This window comes from Anoxybacillus eryuanensis, assembly GCF_051200995.1.
Taxonomy (GTDB): domain Bacteria; phylum Bacillota; class Bacilli; order Bacillales; family Anoxybacillaceae; genus Anoxybacillus; species Anoxybacillus tengchongensis.
This window is the reverse complement of the sequence record NZ_JBPODS010000008.1, coordinates 35,010-55,910: the sequence shown is the minus strand read 5'-3', so window position 1 is coordinate 55,910 and position 20,901 is coordinate 35,010. Positions and strand designations below refer to the sequence as shown.

The 20,901-nt window shown below is 40.9% G+C and carries 20 protein-coding genes; 16 read left to right on the top strand and 4 right to left on the bottom strand.

From position 1 onward, the window contains the following. Positions 1-83: 83 nt before the first annotated feature. Positions 84-761, top strand: coding sequence for a metal-dependent hydrolase (locus tag HNQ84_RS09160; protein ID WP_435621920.1), 678 nt, complete (start codon positions 84-86; stop codon positions 759-761). A gap of 73 nt (positions 762-834) precedes the next feature. Beyond that, positions 835-2,145, top strand: a complete 1,311-nt coding sequence (locus tag HNQ84_RS09155) for a CBS domain-containing protein (RefSeq protein WP_183242031.1) — start codon at positions 835-837, stop codon at positions 2,143-2,145. 15 nt (positions 2,146-2,160) lie between these two features. Here the strand turns inward: HNQ84_RS09155 and HNQ84_RS09150 are convergent, their stop codons facing one another. Next, positions 2,161-2,460 carry a YtpI family protein gene (locus HNQ84_RS09150; protein ID WP_183242033.1) on the bottom strand — a complete coding sequence of 100 codons (300 nt, stop codon included), beginning with the start codon at positions 2,458-2,460 and terminating at the stop codon, positions 2,161-2,163. A gap of 99 nt (positions 2,461-2,559) precedes the next feature. Here HNQ84_RS09150 and HNQ84_RS09145 point away from each other — a divergent pair, with 99 nt between their 5' ends. Then, on the top strand, positions 2,560-3,507 hold the full coding sequence (locus tag HNQ84_RS09145; RefSeq protein WP_435621919.1) for a DHH family phosphoesterase: 948 nt from the start codon (positions 2,560-2,562) through the stop codon (positions 3,505-3,507). 8 nt (positions 3,508-3,515) lie between these two features. Here the strand turns inward: HNQ84_RS09145 and ytrI are convergent, their stop codons facing one another. Together ytrI and ytrH are read right to left on the bottom strand one after the other, a co-directional pair. Continuing rightward, positions 3,516-4,016, bottom strand: a complete 501-nt coding sequence (gene ytrI, locus HNQ84_RS09140) for a sporulation membrane protein YtrI (RefSeq protein WP_435621918.1) — start codon at positions 4,014-4,016, stop codon at positions 3,516-3,518. After that, on the bottom strand, positions 4,013-4,351 hold the full coding sequence (gene ytrH / locus HNQ84_RS09135) for a sporulation membrane protein YtrH (RefSeq protein WP_043965430.1): 339 nt from the start codon (positions 4,349-4,351) through the stop codon (positions 4,013-4,015). The genes ytrI and ytrH overlap by 4 nt, the downstream gene beginning before the upstream one ends. A gap of 113 nt (positions 4,352-4,464) precedes the next feature. Here ytrH and dnaE point away from each other — a divergent pair, with 113 nt between their 5' ends. The 8 genes from dnaE (at position 4,465) to HNQ84_RS09095 (ending at position 14,918) form a co-directional block, all read left to right on the top strand. Next, positions 4,465-7,686 (top strand): DNA polymerase III subunit alpha, encoded by a 3,222-nt coding sequence (gene dnaE, locus HNQ84_RS09130; RefSeq protein WP_435621917.1) that lies wholly within the window; start codon positions 4,465-4,467, stop codon positions 7,684-7,686. 88 nt (positions 7,687-7,774) lie between these two features. After that, the gene (gene ystJ, locus HNQ84_RS09125) at positions 7,775-9,028 is read left to right on the top strand and encodes an NADP-dependent malic enzyme (protein WP_435621916.1); all 1,254 of its coding nucleotides are present in this window, start codon (positions 7,775-7,777) and stop codon (positions 9,026-9,028) included. Further along, positions 9,015-9,617, top strand: a complete 603-nt coding sequence (locus tag HNQ84_RS09120) for a FadR/GntR family transcriptional regulator (protein WP_183242043.1) — start codon at positions 9,015-9,017, stop codon at positions 9,615-9,617. The genes ystJ and HNQ84_RS09120 overlap by 14 nt, the downstream gene beginning before the upstream one ends. A gap of 69 nt (positions 9,618-9,686) precedes the next feature. Beyond that, on the top strand, positions 9,687-10,559 hold the full coding sequence (accD, locus tag HNQ84_RS09115) for an acetyl-CoA carboxylase, carboxyltransferase subunit beta (RefSeq protein WP_435621915.1): 873 nt from the start codon (positions 9,687-9,689) through the stop codon (positions 10,557-10,559). Continuing rightward, on the top strand, positions 10,544-11,521 hold the full coding sequence (gene accA / locus HNQ84_RS09110; protein ID WP_435621914.1) for an acetyl-CoA carboxylase carboxyl transferase subunit alpha: 978 nt from the start codon (positions 10,544-10,546) through the stop codon (positions 11,519-11,521). Before accD ends, accA begins: the two co-directional genes overlap by 16 nt. Before the next feature lie 190 nt (positions 11,522-11,711). Next, positions 11,712-12,671, top strand: a complete 960-nt coding sequence (gene pfkA / locus HNQ84_RS09105) for a 6-phosphofructokinase (protein ID WP_055440081.1) — start codon at positions 11,712-11,714, stop codon at positions 12,669-12,671. Positions 12,672-12,719: 48 nt separating this feature from the next. After that, positions 12,720-14,480, top strand: a complete 1,761-nt coding sequence (gene pyk, locus HNQ84_RS09100; RefSeq protein ID WP_435621913.1) for a pyruvate kinase — start codon at positions 12,720-12,722, stop codon at positions 14,478-14,480. Positions 14,481-14,525: 45 nt separating this feature from the next. Then, complete coding sequence (locus tag HNQ84_RS09095; RefSeq protein ID WP_435621912.1) at positions 14,526-14,918, top strand: FxsA family protein; 393 nt, start codon at positions 14,526-14,528, stop codon at positions 14,916-14,918. Between the two features lie 23 nt (positions 14,919-14,941). On the opposite strand, the gene ytvI is transcribed toward HNQ84_RS09095, so the two are convergent. Then, positions 14,942-16,060 (bottom strand): sporulation integral membrane protein YtvI, encoded by a 1,119-nt coding sequence (gene ytvI, locus HNQ84_RS09090; RefSeq protein ID WP_435621911.1) that lies wholly within the window; start codon positions 16,058-16,060, stop codon positions 14,942-14,944. A gap of 87 nt (positions 16,061-16,147) precedes the next feature. On the opposite strand from ytvI, the gene HNQ84_RS09085 reads away from it, so the two are divergent. The 5 genes from HNQ84_RS09085 to HNQ84_RS09065 all read left to right on the top strand — a co-directional run bounded on the left by HNQ84_RS09085 (position 16,148) and on the right by HNQ84_RS09065 (position 20,814). After that, positions 16,148-16,603, top strand: coding sequence for a DUF441 domain-containing protein (locus HNQ84_RS09085; RefSeq protein WP_435621910.1), 456 nt, complete (start codon positions 16,148-16,150; stop codon positions 16,601-16,603). Positions 16,604-16,864: 261 nt separating this feature from the next. Continuing rightward, complete coding sequence (gene citZ, locus HNQ84_RS09080; protein WP_435621909.1) at positions 16,865-17,983, top strand: citrate synthase; 1,119 nt, start codon at positions 16,865-16,867, stop codon at positions 17,981-17,983. Positions 17,984-18,053: 70 nt separating this feature from the next. Further along, positions 18,054-19,328, top strand: coding sequence for an NADP-dependent isocitrate dehydrogenase (gene icd / locus HNQ84_RS09075; RefSeq protein WP_343055729.1), 1,275 nt, complete (start codon positions 18,054-18,056; stop codon positions 19,326-19,328). Positions 19,329-19,351: 23 nt separating this feature from the next. Then, on the top strand, positions 19,352-20,290 hold the full coding sequence (gene mdh / locus HNQ84_RS09070; protein ID WP_183242057.1) for a malate dehydrogenase: 939 nt from the start codon (positions 19,352-19,354) through the stop codon (positions 20,288-20,290). A gap of 53 nt (positions 20,291-20,343) precedes the next feature. Further along, the gene (locus HNQ84_RS09065) at positions 20,344-20,814 is read left to right on the top strand and encodes a MaoC/PaaZ C-terminal domain-containing protein (protein ID WP_183242059.1); all 471 of its coding nucleotides are present in this window, start codon (positions 20,344-20,346) and stop codon (positions 20,812-20,814) included. Positions 20,815-20,901: the final 87 nt, after the last annotated feature.

The following is a 20,901-nucleotide window of genomic DNA, read 5'->3' as shown; positions in this document are numbered from 1 at the left end:
TTATCATGAACGAAAAAAGAAGGAAATAGTGCAAAAATGAAGAAACAAAATCATGTAAAAAAACGAAGAAAGGAGAATGAAAAATGAAACTGACTTACCACGGACATTCAGTCGTAAAAATTGAAACGAACGGAAAAACGATTTTCATTGATCCTTTTATTACAGGAAACCCGCTAACAGATTTAAAAGTAGAGGATGTTCATGTCGATGTTATTTTATTAACACATGGTCATAATGATCATGTCGGAGATACAGTTGCATTAGCAAAGCAAAATGATGCGCTTGTTATTGCTCCTTATGAATTAGCTACATATTTAAGTTGGAAAGGTGTTCGGACTCATCCGATGCACATCGGTGGATCATTTACGTTTGAGTTCGGTAAAATAAAGTTGACACAAGCGTTTCACGGCTCTAGCTATGTAGAAGAAGACGAAACGATTGTTTATACAGGAATGCCAAGTGGCATTTTATTTCATGCAGAAGGGAAAACGATTTATCATGCCGGGGATACAGCGTTATTTTCTGATATGAAGCTCATCGGCGAAATGAATGATATTGATGTTGCCTTTTTGCCAATTGGAGATAATTTTACGATGGGACCAGAGGATGCAGCGATTGCAGCAAAATGGTTAAAGGCGAAAATAGTTGTTCCAATTCATTACAATACATTCCCTATCATTCAGCAAGATCCTCAACAGTTTGTAGAAATGATTGGACGGGTCGGACGCGTTTTACGTGTTGGGGAAAGCATTGAACTGTGAAAACGTTCATTGAATGCAGTCATGCACACCCTTATAATAAGAGTAAGAAACTGTCGAAAAAGGGTGGGGCAACTTGACGATTACGAAGCACGAACAAATTTTGCAATATATTGAGAGCTTACCGATCGGAGAAAAAATATCCGTTCGCCAAATCGCAAAAGAAATGGGAGTAAGTGAAGGAACGGCTTATCGTGCTATTAAAGATGCTGAAACAAAGGGATATGTAAGCACGATCGAACGGGTCGGGACGATTCGAATTGAACAAAAAAAGAAAGAAAATATTGAAAAGCTAACGTATGCTGAAGTTGTTAATATTGTTGATGGGCAAGTGCTCGGAGGAAAAGAAGGATTACATAAAACGTTAAATAAATTCGTCATCGGTGCGATGAAGCTTGAAGCAATGATGCGTTATACAGGTGCAGGCAATTTGTTGATCGTTGGGAACCGAACGAAAGCGCACGAATTAGCCCTTGAAGCCGGGGCAGGCGTGCTCATTACAGGCGGTTTTGATACAGAAGAACATGTAAAAAGATTAGCAGATGAGCGGCAGTTACCAATTATTTCGACAAGTTACGACACGTTTACGGTTGCGACGATGATTAATCGTGCTATTTATGACCAGTTAATTAAAAAAGAGATTGTGCTCGTTGAAGATATTTTAACGCCATTTGAAAAAACAGCATATTTGTATGTGACAGATCCAATCGAGCGGTGGTATGAACTTAATCGCGAGACGAAGCATAGCCGTTTTCCAGTCATTGATCAGCAATTAAAAGTGCAAGGAATTGTGACGGCAAAAGATATTATGGGATATGAGCGTGACGTGCTCATTGAAAAAGTGATGACGAAACATCCGATTACGGTAAGTGGGAAAACATCAGTCGCTTCCGCTTCACATATGATGGTGTGGGAAGGCATAGAAGTGTTGCCTGTAGTCGATGAATACAATCGACTTCAAGGAATTATTAGTCGTCAAGACGTATTAAAAGCGTTACAAATGGTCCAACGTCAGCCACAAGTCGGGGAAACTATTGATGATATTGTAACAACCCAGTTTTTAACTGAAACAGTTGATGGTTTTTTTCGTTGTAACATTACTCCGCAAATGACAAATCATTTAGGAACATTATCGTACGGCGTATTTACGACGATTGTAACCGAGGCTGCTACGCGTGCGCTTCGTTTGCATAAACGAGGTGATCTTGTTGTAGAAAATATTACTATTTACTTTATTAAACCCGTACAGATTGATACCGTCATCGATATTAAGCCAAAGTTGTTAGAAATCGGTCGTAAATTTGGGAAGGTTGACGTTGAAGTGTTTAATGAAGGGACACTTGTCGGAAAGGCGTTAATGATGTGTCAATTATTTGAACGACAATAGGCTGCATACGGCAGCCTATTTCGTTTCTTCCGCTTCTTTTACTGCAAGCGGAAAATAATAGCGATGGGCACGATACCCAGCCCATATGCTTCCCGCACCGACAAGAAGAAGCACAATACCAACGATGAGAGATACCGTTGACCGATGAATGAAAAATTGGTTGATCGCAAAGAAAAATACAAATGAGCCGAGCGCAATGCTTGATTTTGCGCTAATCCATTTCCGCTCCATCGGTTTTTTACTTCGGAAATATTTTATTTTGTAATACAAATAAAACGAAAGCGAAAAAACGATAAGTATAACAAATATTGGCATATTCAGTCCTCCAAAAGAAAAAATTGTTGCGTGATTATTTTACATCTTTTCGAATCATAATAAAATATGTTTTAATGGAGAAAAAAAGGGAGAAGCGCCATGGAACAAAAAGTTTTGGAAATTATTGATCATATTCGGCAATTTGATACGATTATTATTCATCGGCACGTTCGACCGGATCCCGATGCGTACGGTTCACAAGGAGGGTTAGCCGAGATCATTCAAGCTTCATTTCCAGAAAAACGAGTATATACAGTTGGAAGAGACGAACCATCGCTTGAATTTTTACGTAAAATGGATGTTATTTCGGATGAAATGTATAACGATGCGCTTGTGATTGTTTGTGATACAGCAAATGAAGAGCGCGTATGTGACCAACGCTATAAACTAGGGAAAAAGATTATTAAAATCGACCATCATCCAAATGAAGATCCATACGGTGACATCTTGTGGGTAGATACAAATGCAAGTTCCGTTAGCGAAATGATTTATGAGTTATATTTAATTGGAAAGGAACATGGTCTTGTTTTAACGAGAGAAGCCGCTCGACTCATTTATGCGGGCATTGTTGGTGATACAGGCCGTTTCCTTTTCCCAAGTACAAATCCGAAAACATTTAAATATGCAAGCGAGTTAGTTGAATACGGGTTTTCGTTTGTCGATTTATATGATCAACTGTATCGGACGAAATTATCGATTGCACATTTAAGTGGATATGTGTTGCAAAATTTTGAGCTATCTGAACATGGGGTGGCCCATATTATATTAACAAAAGAGTTGTTAAAACAATATGATGCAACGCCGTCAGAAGCTTCGCAACTTGTGAGTGTGCTTGGAAATATTGAAGGAATAAAAGCATGGGTGTTTTTTGTAGAAGAAGATGATCAAATTCGTGTCCGTCTTCGTTCAAGAGGCCCGATCGTCAATGAAGTGGCGAAAAAATACCGTGGTGGAGGTCATCCGCTAGCCGCAGGTGCGTCGATTTATTCGTGGGAGGAAGTTGAACACGTATTAGCAGATTTAAACGAAGTGTGCAAGCAACAGTAGGATACTTTCTACTGTTGCTTTAATTTTAGTTCAATAGATATATTGGTGAAAAATAAAATGGTTTCGATATCGAGATGATACGTCCGATTGTCTATAATGTATGTTTTATTTTCAATTGCTTTTTTTAATAGCTCTTTACTTTTATATACGGTTTCGATATCTTTGGCAGTTATATGTTGAATATCTTTTTTTATATCTTCTTCAATGCGGAAGGTTGTGTACGTATCGATGCCATATGATTGGGCGTTAATGACTTTCACATCAATTGATTGAATCGTCAGTCGTTTTTTATTTTCTTTGTTTAGTTGAATGTAATCTTGTTGCCAAATGTTTAAATCATGTTTTAATTGAGCAATGATTTCTTGTTGGGTTTTGAGTTGACGCACTTGTTTTTCTTGTAAAATGCCAAAAATTTGTGTGAAAACGATCCAGCTAATAATTGCTCCAATTGCCGCTCCAGCAAAAAAGCGTTGCCATCCTGGATCGCGTGAATATGGTGGAACTCTCATGCGCTATGCTCCTGCGTAAACCAGCGAATAAATGTCATACCTGTCTGTGCGCCGCCGGTTGCCGATAAAATGAGTAAAAATTGTTTAATGACATCCCGTGTTTCTCCTTGGAAAAATCCGCGTTCCACGCTATAAAACGTATCAAACGTACCACCAATGGCTGCAATTAACGCCCAAATTTTTAAACTGCTCGCAAAGCGATACATCATCGTCAGTGGCGGTTCGCCGGACAAAAAAGCCCCAAATCCCCCGATGAGAGCCCCTCCAACTAACACGCCTAAAGCAATGAAATAGCTTTGAATAAAAGCAGGTAAAAACGCTGTTTTCATCTCCATACCTCTCACTCCTTCTGTATACTATGTATATGGGACAAACGAGCAAGGTATGTTTTGCTTTTCAGCTTTTACAGAGCCTATAATAGAAAAAAATAGAAAAGGTGGGAGACACATTGTCGTTTATCCATCTACAAGTGCGAAGTGGTTATAGTTTATTAAGTAGCACGGTCAAAATCGAGGAGCTCGTCACACGTGCACGCGAGCTTCAATTTCCAGCGATCGCATTAACAGATGAAAATGTGTTGTACGGCGCCATTCCGTTTTATGAGACGTGTCAAGCACATGGAATTAAGCCAATCATTGGTATGATAGCAACGGTCATTCATGAATATGGTCATACAGATCAGCTTGTGTTGTTAGCAAAAAATAACGACGGTTATCGTCAACTTGTCCATATTGCTACAATGATTCAAATGAATGATGGAAAGGGGATTTCTTTATGTGACTTATCTCGTTACACGAGCGAACTAATTGGCATCACAAGCGGATTGCATGGGCGAATAGAACAGCACTTGTTAAATGGCGAAATTGCCCAAGCAGAAGCACTTACTCAAATGTACACTAAAATATTCCAGAAAGGCGATTTTTACATAAATGTTCAACAACACGGGTTGCAAGAGCAAGCAAAATTATTGCCGCTACTTCTTGAATATAGTAAACGATGGAACATTCCGCTCGTTGCAACAAACGATGTACGTTACATCTATAAAGAAGATGCGCTTGCATGTGAGTGCTTGCTTGCGATGAAGCATGGAAAGAAAATGAATGACACAAGCCGTCCGCGTTTGGAAACAAATGAATATGATTTAAAAAGCGCAGATGAAATGGTCTCTTTATTTTCTATGTGTCATGAGGCGGTGAAGGAAACGATCTGCATTGCAGAACGATGCCATGTGACATTTGAACATGAACAATGGCATATGCCGCGTTACCCCGTTCCTTCAGAGACGACAGCAGATGAATATTTACAAACATGGTGCTTTAGAGAGCTGACAAGACGCTTTCCAGAGCGTCCCCAAGCATATGTTGACCGACTACAATATGAGCTGCAAATCATTCAACAAATGAACTTTAGTGATTACTTTTTAATTGTTGCCGATTTTGTCCGTTTTGCGCGTGAGCGAGGCATATTCATCGGACCGGGACGCGGATCAGCCGCAGGTTCGCTCGTTGCTTACATACTCGGTATTACCCAAGTAGACCCGTTGCAATATGGGTTATTGTTTGAACGTTTTTTAAATCCAGCACGTTTATCCCTTCCAGATATTGATATCGATTTTGCGGATGATCGTCGTGAAGAAGTGATTCGTTACATTGAGCAAAAATACGGAGCTGATCACGTTGCACAAATTATTACGTTCGGAACTTTTGGGATGCGTTCTGCTATTCGTGAAGTTGGTCGCATTTTTGATGTTGATGAACACGAGATTCAACAAACGTTATCAACGGGAAGTTTCAATCATACGCGGCCATGGCATTACGTTGCACAACGAATCGAAGGACTACCGAAGCATACGTCCGTTCATGCTGCTGGCCTTGTGATTAGCCCGCATCCATTAACTGATATCGTTCCTCTTCAAAGGGGGCAAACGACAACATATGTGACGCAATATGCGATGGATGCGCTTGAACGACTAGGATTACTAAAATTTGATTTGCTTGCGCTTAAAAATTTAACGCTGATTGAGCAAATGATTCAAAGTATTGAACAGCGCACAGGTCATCGCTTGAGTTTTGAAAACATGCCAATGGATGATCAAAAAACGTATGCGCTCTTAAGTCAAGGGGACACCTTTGGTGTGTTTCAGCTTGAGTCAGAAGGAATGAAGCGGGTATTGCGCGAATTACAACCGACAACGTTTGAAGATATTGTTGCAGTGAACGCCTTATTTCGTCCAGGGCCGATGGAGCAAATTCCAACATATATTTCTCGTAAACATGGCCACGAACCGATCCGTTACATGCATGATGATTTGCAATCAATTTTGCAGTCGACATATGGCGTCATCGTGTATCAAGAACAAATTATGAAAATTGCTGAACAAATGGCGGGGTTTTCATTAGCTGAGGCAGATTTATTACGGCGAGCAATAAGCAAAAAAGATGTTGAACAAATGGAAAAAGAGAAAAAGCACTTCGTTGAGGGATGCATACAAAATGGATATGATGCCGATCTCGCAAACGAATTGTATGAACTCATCGTTCGCTTTGCTGGATATGGTTTTAATCGTAGCCACGCGGTAGCATATAGCTACATCGCATATATGTTGGCGTATATTAAAGCGCATTATCCGCTTGATTTTTATGCAACATTATTAACAAACGTAAGTGGACAAAAAGAAAAAATGATGCAATGTGTATACGAGCTTCGGAACAAAAAAATACGTTTACTTCCCCCTTCTATTGCGCGAAGCGAAGGGCACTTTACCGTTGATGACAACGGCATTCGTTTTGGGTTGTTAGCGATTAAGCAAGTGAGTTCCACCTTTGTCAAGCAAATGATCAGGGAGCGTCAAAAACGCCCATTTGCCGATTTTTTTGATTTTGTTTTACGACTACGTATTGAGCCTTCGCAAAAAAAGATAATCGAAGCACTTATTTTTTCTGGATGCTTTGATGAATTTCAGATCGGGCGTGCCACTCTTTATGCAAGTATCGATGTTGCGATTGAGCATGCAGAGTTGATGAATGTCCCTCTGAATATACGGCCAAAATACGTTCATGCTGAACCTCTATCACTTATCGATCAACTGAAATATGAGAAACAATGGCTCAATGTATACGTGTCCCCTCATCCTGTTGAATCATTTTCACATTTTTACTCGATGTGGGGAGCAAAACGTATGTATGAATGGATCATAGAAAGGGCAAAGGACGGAAAGGTGATTGTATATGTTGAGGAGGTGACGAAAAAGCGGACAAAAAAAGGGGAAGAAATGGTGTTTGCTACAATTTGTGACGATAGTGATGAGTGGCATGCAATTGTATTTCCAACGAGCTATAGGCGGTTTCATGCTTTATTGCAACAAGGAAGCGTATTGTATATGGAAGGCAAAATAGAGCAGCGACCGAGTGGTTGGCATCTCATTGTACAACAAGTGAGAAAGCCGGTATGCGTGTATGTCAAAATTGATGAACAACATGCGTCACCAGTTGTGTTAAAACAGTTAAAAGATGTGTTAACTGCTCATCGAGGATATGCACCTGTTATTTTGTATTATGAAAAAGAACGAAAAAAAGTGCAGCTTTCCTATGAGCACGCAGTATCTCCAAGTGATGAGGTAATCAGGAAATTGACAACATTGCTTGGGGATGGGAATGTCGTTGTGAAATAAAAATGCTTTACTATTTTTCATTTTTATTATATTTTTATAGAAGTTAAGTGGTCAGACCAGTGGCGACCACTTCGTGGGGGGATTGTTAGTGTCGTTGTTTGAAAAAGCGCTTCATATGCATGAGCGTTATCAAGGAAAACTAGAAATAAAAGCGAAAGTACCGTTAAAAAATGCTTACGATTTAAGCTTGGCTTATTCTCCTGGTGTAGCAGAACCGTGCAAAGTTATCCATCATGAACCGAACAAAATATACGATTATACATTAAAAGCGAATACAGTAGCTGTTGTATCGAATGGAAGCGCGGTATTAGGACTTGGAAATATTGGAGCCGAAGCAGCGCTACCAGTGATGGAAGGAAAGGCCGTGCTTTTTAAAAGTTTTGCGGGAGTTGATGCGTTTCCGATTTGCTTAAATACATCGGACGCAGAACAAATTATTCAAACAGTGAAGCTACTTGAGCCGACATTCGGTGGCGTTAACTTAGAAGACATTGCAGCTCCGCATTGTTTTATCATTGAAGAACGCTTAAAGAAAGAACTAAACATCCCGGTCTTTCATGACGACCAACATGGAACAGCGATCGTGACTGTTGCCGGTTTAGTGAATGCATTGAAATTAGTGAATAAGAAAATAGAACATATTCAAGTTGTGATTAATGGAGCAGGTGCAGCAGGAATAGCGATCATGAAGTTGCTTCGTTGTTATGGTGTAAAACATATAATCATGTGCGATTCCAAAGGGGCAATTTATGAGGGACGCCCGTACGGAATGAATGAGATGAAACATGAAGTTGCACAATGGACAAACCATGAGAAAAAAGCTGGCACGTTAGAAGAAGTGATCGTTGGTGCCGATGTATTTATTGGTGTGTCTGTTGCAGGAGCATTGACAGCTAGCATGGTTGAAACGATGAATCGAGATGCAATTATTTTTGCGATGGCAAACCCAACGCCGGAAATTATGCCGGAAGAAGCGTTACAAGCAGGGGCAACAGTTGTTGGCACAGGACGTTCTGATTATCCGAATCAAGTGAATAACGTGTTAGCATTTCCAGGTATTTTCAGAGGGGCGCTTGATGTGCGTGCAAAACAAATTAACGAACAAATGAAAATAGCAGCAGTCGAAGCAATAGCACATTTAATTGCAGAAGATGAGTTGCGTGCGGATTATGTGATTCCTGCTCCGTTCGATCCGCGCGTCGCTCCAGCAGTTGCTGCTGCTGTGGCAAAAGCAGCAATCGAAACAGGAGTGGCTCAAGTGATTGTTGATCCAAAAGAGATAGAAAAACGAACACGACAATTAGCTTTGATTGCAGGTGAGGACACCGATGACTACTTCTAAAGTGTATATTGAAACGTTTTGGCAAATTCATCGCATGATTGAAGAAGCGGGGCTTCAACCAGGGGATCGATTGCCTTCTGAACGAGAGTTAGCGGATCGGTTACGAGTCGGTCGATCTTCCGTTCGTGAAGCGCTGCGAGCGTTAGAGTTGCTTGGATTAATCGAAACGCGTCGCGGGGAAGGAACATTTATGAAACCGTTTGGTGACCATCAGCTCATTCAACTACTCGGTTCGTTTATTTTGCAAGGAAATCGGGAAAAACGAGATTTAATCGAAACAAAAATGTTTATCGAACGAATGTGTCTGCAGCTTGCTTGTGAGCGACTAACAGATGAGAAGCTCGAGCATATAGCTCGTGCTGAGCATACGTATGATTTATTTTTTCAACGAGTTGTGGAAGCAACCGACAACTATTTATTGTTACGCATTTGGCTTGTATTAAACGACTTTTTTGAACACGTATATACGTTGACTCTCCCTTCCGAGTTTTATGAACAAATGTGGACAGCGCTACAAAAACGGTCTTGTGAAGAAGCGACAGCGATTTATGAACAATACGTGATGCAAAAAATGTCGAAAGCAAACTGACACAATATGACAAACAAAGTTGTCTCTATTCGGTAAAGTAGAAATGGACTAAGTAGGGGAGGGAAACATGTGCTGAAAGATTTGTTCTCTAAAAGGAAAAAGTATGCCACCATTCCGTCTGAACAAGCGAAGCAAGATGTACCAGAAGGCATTATGACGAAATGTCCAAAATGTAAAAAAATTATGTATACAAAAGAACTAGTGAAAAACTTACGCGTTTGTATATCATGCGGTTATCATCATCCGATGTCTGCTCCAGAGCGCATTGCGTGTTTATTAGATGAAGGAACGTTTCAAGAATACGATCGTCACCTTCTTTCTAAAAATCCGCTCGATTTTCCTCAATATATTGAAAAAGTCGAGGAAGATCGTGAAAAAACAAAACTAAATGAAGCGGTCGTCACAGGGGAAGGAATGATTAACGGGTTTCCTATCGTCATTGCCGTAATGGATTCTCGCTTTCGCATGGGAAGTATGGGATCGGTTGTCGGAGAAAAAATCGCACGTGCCATCGAACGAGCAATGGAAAAATCAGTGCCTTTTATGATTTTCACCGCTTCAGGTGGAGCGCGCATGCAAGAAGGTGTATTAAGTTTAATGCAAATGGCGAAAACGAGCGCAGCGTTAAAACTGTTTAGCGAACAAGGTGGACTTATTATTTCAGTGATGACTCATCCGACGACAGGTGGTGTATCAGCAAGTTTCGCCTCGCTTGGGGATTACAATTTCGCTGAGCCGGGGGCGCTCATCGGTTTTGCAGGACGACGTGTCATTGAACAAACCGTTCGTGAAGAGTTGCCAGAAGATTTTCAAACAGCGGAATTTTTATTGAAACATGGACAACTAGATGCTGTGATTCCGCGTCACGAGCTAAAAGACGTATTAACGAATGTATTAGACATTCACCAATCGCGAGGTGGAGACGAATGGCATACGAATTAGAATTTGAGAAACCACTTGTAGAATTACGGAAAAAAATTAGTGAATTGAAAGAATTTACAAAGTATCGCGACGTCGATTTTTCCGATGAAATCAACAAATTAGAAGCCCGACTTGAAAAACTTGAGAATGACATTTATGCCAATTTAGGTCCATGGGATCGTGTACAAATTGCACGTCATCCGAATCGCCCGACAACGCTTGATTATATTGAACGTTTGTTTACAAACTTTTTTGAATGTCACGGTGATCGTTGTTTTGGTGATGATGAAGCGATCGTAGGGGGAATTGCAAAATATTACGGATTACCCGTGACGGTCATTGGCCATCAGCGTGGGAAAGATACGAAAGAAAATATTCGTCGCAATTTTGGTATGCCACATCCAGAAGGATATCGAAAAGCGCTTCGTTTAATGAAACAAGCTGAAAAGTTTGGGCGTCCGATTATTTGTTTTATTGATACGAAAGGGGCATACCCTGGAAAAGCGGCAGAAGAACGAGGACAAAGCGAGGCCATCGCGCGAAACTTATTTGAAATGGCGGGATTGACAGTTCCCGTTGTATGCATTGTCATTGGCGAAGGGGGAAGCGGTGGTGCGCTTGCACTCGGTGTCGGAAACTACGTTCACATGCTTGAAAATTCAACGTATTCCGTTATTTCGCCAGAAGGAGCAGCAGCAATTTTATGGAAAGATGCATCACTTGCAAAAAAAGCTGCCGAAACGATGAAAATTACGGCGAAAGATTTGAAACAGCTTGGTATCATCGATGAAGTGATTCCTGAGGTGCGCGGTGGTGCCCATCGAAATGTAGATGAACAAGCGAAATATATTGATGATGTGCTTAAGCGTTCCTTGCGTGAATTACTTCCATTACATGCTGAACAGTTGATTGCTCAACGATACGAAAAATATAAGAAAATTGGCGATTTCATTGATTCCGAACAGCATGTTTCGGTTATGTAAAAAAGGTCATCCGTTTAGATGGCCTTTTTCTTTACATGAAATAGACGACTTTGGGCAAACTTTTTGTAGTGCAAAAAAAATCAACGTTTTGTGAAACATTTCATTATGTATTGTGTTCCATATACCTTCATGTTATCTTAAAGTAAGAGGTCATACTTCTTATTTTATTTTTTTAAAGAGGTGAAGAGCGATGAAAAGAATTGGTGTGCTTACGAGCGGTGGCGATTCGCCGGGAATGAATGCTGCCATTCGTGCAGTCGTCCGAAAGGCGATCTATCATGGATTAGAAGTGTACGGCATTTACCATGGATATGCAGGATTAATTGCCGGTCAAATTAAAAAGCTTGAAATCGGGGATGTTGGCGATATTATTCATCGTGGCGGAACGATGTTATATACTGCCCGTTGCCCAGAATTCAAAACGTTAGAAGGACAGTTAAAAGGAATTGAGCAGTTGAAAAAACATGGGATTGAAGGACTGGTTGTCATCGGTGGTGACGGCTCATATCAAGGAGCGAAAAAGTTAACAGAACACGGTTATCCGTGTGTTGGTGTACCAGGAACAATCGATAATGACATTCCAGGAACAGATTTTACAATCGGTTTTGATACCGCGTTAAATACGGTCATTGACGCGATTGACAAAATTCGCGATACAGCGACATCTCATGAACGTACATATGTCATTGAAGTCATGGGACGTCATGCAGGTGATATTGCGCTTTGGGCAGGTCTTGCAGGTGGAGCAGAAAGCATTTTAATCCCAGAAGCCGATTATGATATGGACGAAATAGTTGCGCGTCTCAAACGCGGACATGAACGTGGTAAGAAACATAGCATCATTGTTGTTGCAGAAGGTGTCGGTAGCGGTGTAGAATTCGGTAAGCGCATCGAAGAAGCAACAGGGTTCGAAACGCGTGTAACAGTATTAGGTCATGTCCAACGCGGTGGTTCACCAACTGCTTTTGACCGTGTCCTTGCAAGTCGTCTAGGTGCGCGCGCAGTAGAGTTGTTACTTGAAGGAAAAGGCGGACGTTGCGTTGGTATTCAAAATAACCAACTGGTTGATCATGATATTATTGAAGCGTTAGCCCAAAAACATACAGTCGATCAGAAAATGTACCAACTATCAAAAGAGCTTTCAATTTAATGGATATTTGTGGTATCGTTTCCATATGCAAAGTGTAGGAGGGTATTTATGCGCAAAACGAAAATTGTTTGTACGATCGGTCCTGCGAGTGAAAGCGTAGAAAAACTTGTGCAACTTATCGAAGCGGGAATGAACGTTGCACGCCTTAACTTTTCTCACGGAAGTCATGAAGAGCATGCTGCACGCATTCGCAACATTCGTGAAGCATCAAAAATGACTGGGAAAACTGTTGCCATTTTATTGGATACAAAAGGTCCAGAAATTCGCACACACAACATGGAAAATGGTGCAATTGAGTTAAAAGCAGGTGCTGAAGTCACCATTTCGATGAAAGAAGTACTTGGTACACCAGAAAAATTTTCGATTACTTATGAAGGACTCATTGATGATGTACATGTCGGTTCAACCATTTTATTAGATGACGGGTTAATCGGTTTAGAAGTATTAGCTGTTGACAAAGAAGCGAAAGAAATCAAAACAAAAGTGTTGAACGGCGGCGTATTAAAAAATAAAAAAGGTGTCAACGTTCCAGGCGTAAAAGTGAAATTACCGGGCATTACGGAAAAAGATGCAGATGACATTCGTTTCGGTATTGAACAAGGCATCGACTTCATTGCTGCATCGTTTGTTCGACGTGCTTCTGATGTGCTTGAAATTCGCGAATTGCTTGAAGAACATAACGCATTACACATTCAAATTATCCCGAAAATTGAAAATCAAGAAGGCGTAGACAATATTGATGAGATTTTAGAAGTGGCAGACGGTTTAATGGTTGCTCGCGGGGACCTAGGTGTCGAAATTCCAGCGGAAGAAGTGCCACTTGTCCAAAAAGAGTTAATTAAAAAATGCAACGCGCTTGGAAAACCGGTCATCACAGCGACACAAATGCTCGATTCAATGCAACGCAACCCACGACCAACTCGTGCAGAGGCAAGCGATGTGGCGAACGCTATTTTCGATGGAACAGATGCGATTATGCTTTCCGGAGAAACAGCAGCAGGGGCTTACCCAGTTGAGGCGGTACAAACGATGCACCGCATTGCTTTGCGCACGGAGCAAGCGTTACAATATCGCGATTTATTATCAAAACGGAGCAAGCAAAGCGGAACAACAATTACAGATGCAATTGGACAATCGGTTGCTCATACAGCACTAAACTTAGATGTTGCGGCAATTGTGACGCCGACAGTAAGCGGTCATACAGCGCGTATGATTTCGAAATATCGCCCGAAAGCGCCAATTATCGCCGTTACATCAAATGAGGCTGTCTCCCGTAAATTAGCACTCGTTTGGGGTGTTCATCCACGCGTTGCCCAACATGCGACCTCAACGGATGAGATGCTTGATATTGCTGTTGAGGCAGCTCTCGATACAGGTATCGTGAAACATGGTGATCTTGTTGTCATTACAGCAGGCGTTCCGGTTGGAGAAACCGGATCAACCAACTTAATGAAAGTACACATGATCGGCGATATGATTGCTAAAGGCCAAGGCATTGGTCGTAAATCAGCATTCGGAAAAGTCGTTGTAGCTAAAACGGCTGAAGAGGCGCTTGAAAAAATGATGGAAGGCGGCATTTTAGTCGCCCCAGCAACAGATGCAGACATGATGAAAGCATTAGAAAAAGCTGTGGCTATCATCACTGAAGAAGGTGGCTTAACGAGCCACGCAGCTGTTGTTGGCTTAAGCTTGGGGATCCCGGTCATCGTCGGTGTAAACAACGCAACAGCTATCTTAAAAGATGGACAAGATATTACGGTAGATGCAAGCTTCGGTGCCATTTATCGTGGCCATGCAAGCGTGCTATAATAAAGAAGGGGACATCCCCTTCTTTATTATTTTGGAGGGATGTATGTGCGAAATATCTTTTTTCTTCTTTTTATTGTTATTCCAGCGCTAGAAATTGTTGTGCTTGTTTTGTCGGGGAAGGCGATCGGCATATGGCCAACGTTTGCACTAATCGTTTTGACAGGCATGATTGGTGCGTTTTTAGCCAAAAAACAAGGATTGCATACGCTACAACGGGTAAAATATGAGTTCATGAACGGGCACATACCAAGCGATGCCCTATTAGATGGTGTTTGTATTTTAGTGGGGGGAACGTTATTGTTAACGCCGGGATTTATTACAGATACGACAGGTTTTATTTTACTTCTCCCGTTTGCGCGTGAAAAAATAAAACCGTGGCTTGTTCGTTTATTTAAGAGGATGTTCTATACAAAAACATGGATTTACATTCGAAAATAAAAAAGCATAAGCTCAAAATTGGCTTATGCTTCCTTTTTTCCGATAATAAAGTTCCAAATATCTTGAAAAACGCCAGCGTGATGTAGTGTTCGACCAATGACAAGTAGTACCGGTCCAACGATTAATCCGAGAAAACCGATCAGTTTGAAACCAACAAATAAAGCGATCAATGTGGCTAATGGATCGAGTCCGATATTAGAGGAGAGGAGCTTTGGTTCCATCACTTGTCGCTGTACGAGAACGACGAGATATAACACACCAAGGCCGATAGAAAAGTGAGTATCGCCGCTCATCGCTGCGTAAACAATCCATGGAACAAACACTAATCCTGTTCCTAAATACGGTAAAATATCAACAATGCCGATAATAAGAGCGATCGTAATCGCGTATTCTACTCGCAACACAAGTAAGCCGACTAATACGATCAGTGTTGTAATCGAAATGAGTGTCGCTTGCGCTTTAAGAAACCCAAATAGCGCCTTTTTTAATTCAGCAAACACTTTTGTCGTGCTCGTTTGCACTTTGTTTGGTAACAATTTTTGAAACAATGCTTTTAGGCGATACCAGTCTTTGCATATAAAAAATGTGGCAAGCAACGAGAAAATAAAAATTGTTGCAAAATTAGGCAACCATCCAATGATAGAAGGTATATTTTGTAATATGTTTTGGATAAATTGCCCGACCGTTGTAGCAATTTTCGTTCCAACAGATTGAATGTTTGACATAATCGTATCTTGTTGTGATGTGTCTAAATTTTTAAAAAGTGTAGCTAGTTGGTTATAGAGTGGAATGATTTGGCTTGCCACAAACTGTTCTATATAAATAACGAGTTTTTGAAAATGATTTGGCACCACTGTTGCTAAGTATTGTGTTCCAGTCACGATTTCTGCAACAAGAAGGGTGACAAGCCCAGCAACGAGTGCAAGTAAAAGAATTAAAACAACGATGACTGCCAACGCCCTTGGTATTTTCGTTTTTTTCTCCATTACGTCGACAATCGGATTGATGAAAAAGGCGATCGCTAACGCAATTAAAAACGGGTACGTTAACGTGGACAAATAATATAAGCTTGCTAATCCGGCGATAATCACAACGATCACAAATAAAAAACGAAGGGAACTGTACAAATATTGATTCGACATTCCCTCACCTCCCGTCTTTTGTCATTTACAACTATTATAATATACAATGCAAAGGAAGAAAAAGTTTCAAAGAAGGGGGCGTATTTCATGCAACCATTTATTTTTTTATTTATTCTTCTTGTCATTGGTATGATAGCAAAAAATCATTCCCTTATTGTTGCTGTACTTTTTTTACTCGTTGTGAAAAGTATCGGATTAAGTTCTAAAGTATTTCCTTATTTAGAGCAAAAGGGAATTAATCTTGGTGTGACGATGATTACGATTGCTGTATTAGTTCCGATTGCAACTGGAAAAATAGGGTTGAAAGAACTGACAGAGTCTGTTCGCTCGATTTATTCCTGGATTGCCATGTTATCAGGGGTTGCTGTCGCTTTGTTAGCAAAGGGAGGAGTTACACTGCTTGTGAAAGATCCGCATATGACGACTGCACTTGTTCTTGGGACGATTTTAGCTGTATCTGTATTTAAAGGGGTCGCTGTCGGTCCGTTAATAGGTGCTGGCATTGCATATGTAATCATGAAAATGGTAGATGTATTTTCATGATTGATTACTTTTTTATAATAATATTTTTGAATTATGATTTCTTTTAGTTCACAAAAGTCTGATAATTGTTTATAATGGTAGTGGAGCATGTACGAAACTATCGTATATATTCCCCTGCTCGCTTCGTAAAGCGGATAGGTGAATATATAACAAAATGTAAGCATTTTCTTTGCATTTTTATTCAGCTGTTTTGAGCAATCGCTCGACGACGCGTTTCAACATGGGAAAAGGGGAATAAAAGAGAAAAAGGAGAGATGTAAGATGACAGTAACTCGCGGTCTCGAAGGGGTTGTAGCAACCACTTCCACAATTAGTTCAATCATCGATGATACGCTCACATATGTTGGGTATAATATCGATGACTTAGCTGAACACGCTACGTTTGAAGAAGTCGTTTATTTGCTTTGGCATCGCAAACTGCCGAATAAGGAAGAACTAGAAATGTTAACAAAACAGTTAGCGGAAAATGCCGATATTCCGCAACAAGTCATTGATCATTTTAAAATGTATCCGCTTGATCAAGTTCATCCAATGGCAGCGCTTCGTACAGCGATTTCATTCCTCGGCTTGTACGATGAAGAAGCAGAAGCGATGAATCCGGAAGCAAACTATCGCAAAGCCATTCGTTTACAGGCGAAAGTATCAACGATCGTTGCAGCGTTTTCGCGCATTCGAAAAGGATTAGAGCCTGTGCCACCGCGTAAAGATTTAAGCTTTGCAGCAAACTTTTTATATATGCTAACAGGCAAAGAGCCTGATCCGATCGCTGAGGAAGCGTTTAATAAAGCGCTCGTGCTGCATGCAGATCATGAATTGAACGCTTCAACATTTACAGCGCGCGTCTGTGTTGCGACTTTATCTGATGTATATTCTGGCATTACAGCAGCGATTGGAGCGTTGAAAGGGCCGCTTCACGGTGGAGCGAACGAAGCGGTAATGAAAATGTTGACGGAAATCGGCACGCTTGAAAATGTAGAAACGTACATTCATAACAAATTAAATAATAAAGAAAAAATCATGGGCTTTGGTCATCGTGTGTATCGCCATGGAGACCCACGTGCAAAGCACTTGAAGAAAATGTCTGAAAAATTGACGAAGTTAACAGGTGAACCACATTGGTATGATATGTCGGTGAAAATTGAGGAGATCGTTACATCAACAAAAGGTTTACCGCCAAATGTTGACTTCTACTCTGCTTCTGTTTACCATAGTTTAGGAATTGATCATGATTTATTTACGCCGATTTTCGCAATTAGTCGCATGTCTGGATGGCTCGCACACATTTTAGAGCAATACGAAAACAACCGTCTCATTCGTCCGCGTGCTGAATATACGGGACCTATGAGACAAGTATACGTGCCGCTTGAAGAGCGAGCATAAGGATGGCTGCAAAAGGTGAGAAACTCGCCTTTCTCACCTTTTTATACTACATAATTTGGAGGTCGTTATTGTGATGCAAGGTGAAAAAATTACGGTTACAAATGGGGTATTAAACGTTCCAAACTATCCAATTATTCCATTTATTGAAGGAGATGGGACAGGTCCAGATATTTGGGCAGCTGCATCTCGGGTGCTAGAAGCGGCTGTGGAAAAAGCTTATAAAGGTGAACGCAAAATTGTTTGGAAAGAAGTGCTTGCTGGTGAAAAAGCGTTTAAATTGACAGGTGAATGGTTGCCACAAGAAACGCTTGATACGATTCGTGAATACATAATTGCCATTAAAGGACCGTTGACAACGCCAGTAGGTGGTGGGATCCGTTCATTAAACGTTGCGCTTCGTCAAGAGCTCGATTTATTTGTATGCTTACGCCCGGTTCGTTATTTCAAAGGAGTTCCTTCTCCGGTTAAGCGTCCTGAAGATACAGACATGGTTATTTTCCGTGAGAATACGGAGGATATTTATGCGGGAATTGAGTATGCCAAAGGAACACCAGAAGTGAAAAAATTAATTGATTTCTTGCAAAACGAAATGGGTGTGCGTAAAATTCGCTTCCCTGAAACATCTGGAATTGGTATTAAGCCGATTTCAGAAGAAGGTACGAAACGATTAGTGCGCGCAGCAATTAAATATGCCATTGAGCATGGTCGGAAATCGGTTACGCTCGTTCATAAAGGAAACATTATGAAATACACAGAAGGCGCATTTAAAAACTGGGGTTATGAATTAGCTGAGCAAGAATTCGGCGATCAAGTATTTACTTGGGCTGAATATGACCGCATCGTTGAAATGCATGGAAAAGAAGCTGCAAACCGAGCGCAAGCAGAAGCAGAAGCAGCAGGAAAAATTATTATTAAAGATGCGATTGCAGATATTTTCTTACAACAAATTTTAACTCGTCCACGTGAGTTCGATGTCGTTGCGACAATGAACTTAAACGGCGACTACATTTCGGATGCCCTTGCAGCACAAGTAGGCGGCATCGGCATTGCTCCAGGTGCAAACATTAACTATGAAACAGGTCATGCGATCTTTGAAGCAACGCATGGAACTGCACCGAAATATGCGGGATTAGATAAAGTGAACCCATCGTCTGTCATTTTATCTGGCGTTATGATGTTTGAACATCTCGGTTGGAATGAAGCGGCGAAATTGATTATTGACTCCATGGAAAAAACAATTGCATCTAAAGTGGTCACATACGATTTTGCACGTTTAATGGAAGGCGCAACAGAAGTGAAATGTTCTGAATTCGCGGATGCTCTCATTCAAAATATGGGAGAATAAAACGAAAAAGGGGATGGAAGAACGTGGGTATGAAACGTAAAAAAATCTCAATTATCGGTGCTGGATTTACAGGAGCAACAACAGCGTTCATTTTAGCGCAAAAGGAGCTTGGGGACATAGTTCTTGTCGATATTCCACAGTTGGAAAATCCAACAAAAGGAAAGGCGCTCGATATGCTTGAGTCAAGCCCGGTTCTTGGATTTGACGCGAACATCATCGGTACGTCGGATTATGCGGATACAGCTGATTCAGATATCGTTGTGATCACTGCTGGCATTGCGCGTAAACCAGGCATGAGCCGCGATGATTTAGTCACGACAAACCAAGGTATTATGAAGGCGGTCACAAAAGAAATCGTCAAATATTCGCCGAACTGTTTTATTATCGTACTAACGAATCCTGTTGACGCGATGACATACACGGTGTTTAAGGAATCTGGCTTTCCGAAAAACCGTGTGATCGGTCAATCTGGGGTGTTAGATACCGCACGTTTCCGTACATTTGTTGCACAAGAATTAAATTTATCTGTAAAAGACATTACAGGATTTGTTTTAGGCGGTCATGGAGATGATATGGTGCCACTTGTGCGTTATTCGTATGCGGGTGGTATTCCGCTTGAGACGTTAATTCCAAAAGATCGTTTAGACGCCATTGTTGAACGTACTCGGAAAGGTGGCGGTGAAATCGTCAACTTGCTTGGTAACGGCAGTGCTTATTATGCGCCCGCTGCATCCCTTGCTGAAATGGTTGAAGCAATTGTGAAAGACCAGCGCCGAGTTCTTCCAGCCATCGCTTATTTAGAAGGCGAATACGGATATGAAGGCATTTATTTAGGTGTGCCAACCATTTTAGGTGGCAACGGAATTGAAAAAGTCATCGAATTAGAGCTAACAGAAGAAGAGAAAGCAGCGTTAGCAAAATCCGTTGAGTCGGTGAAAAATGTGATGAAAGTATTACAATAATAAAAATTCGGGGGGAATCCCCGAATTTTTATATATGGTCAAACAAAGGGGAGATGTGTATGCTAAGCAAAAAACGCAAACTTGGACGTTTAATTTCGGACATTTCCGTTGGTGAGAAGCTCGTATTAACGGAAGCGATCGAAGATAAAGATTTATTGTTATATTTAGGTCTCACAAATGATGCCAATCCGCTTTATATTCAACATGACTACGCATCGCAAACACCATGGAAACGCCCGATTGTACCAACCATTATGTTAACAGGTATCATTACGTCGGCTGTTTCAAAATATTTGCCGGGACCAGGAAGCCACATCATTTCCCAAACGATTGAATTTAAACGACCGGTATATCATTACGAACATGTTGAATTTTTATTTGAAGTGACTGAAGTGGATGAAGAAAATAACGAAATTCATATTTCGATTCAAGCTGCGCGAGATGGAGAAGAAATATTAGTTGGAGCATTGCGTGTCGTTCCGCCATATCCGTTCGTTGAAGAAAAAGCACTAGATAACTTTTAAAAAGGAGGCGTTGCCTCTTTTTTATTTTTTTCTTTTTACATCATTCGTTATAATAAAAATGTAACAAATTTACGTTGTTGGAGGATG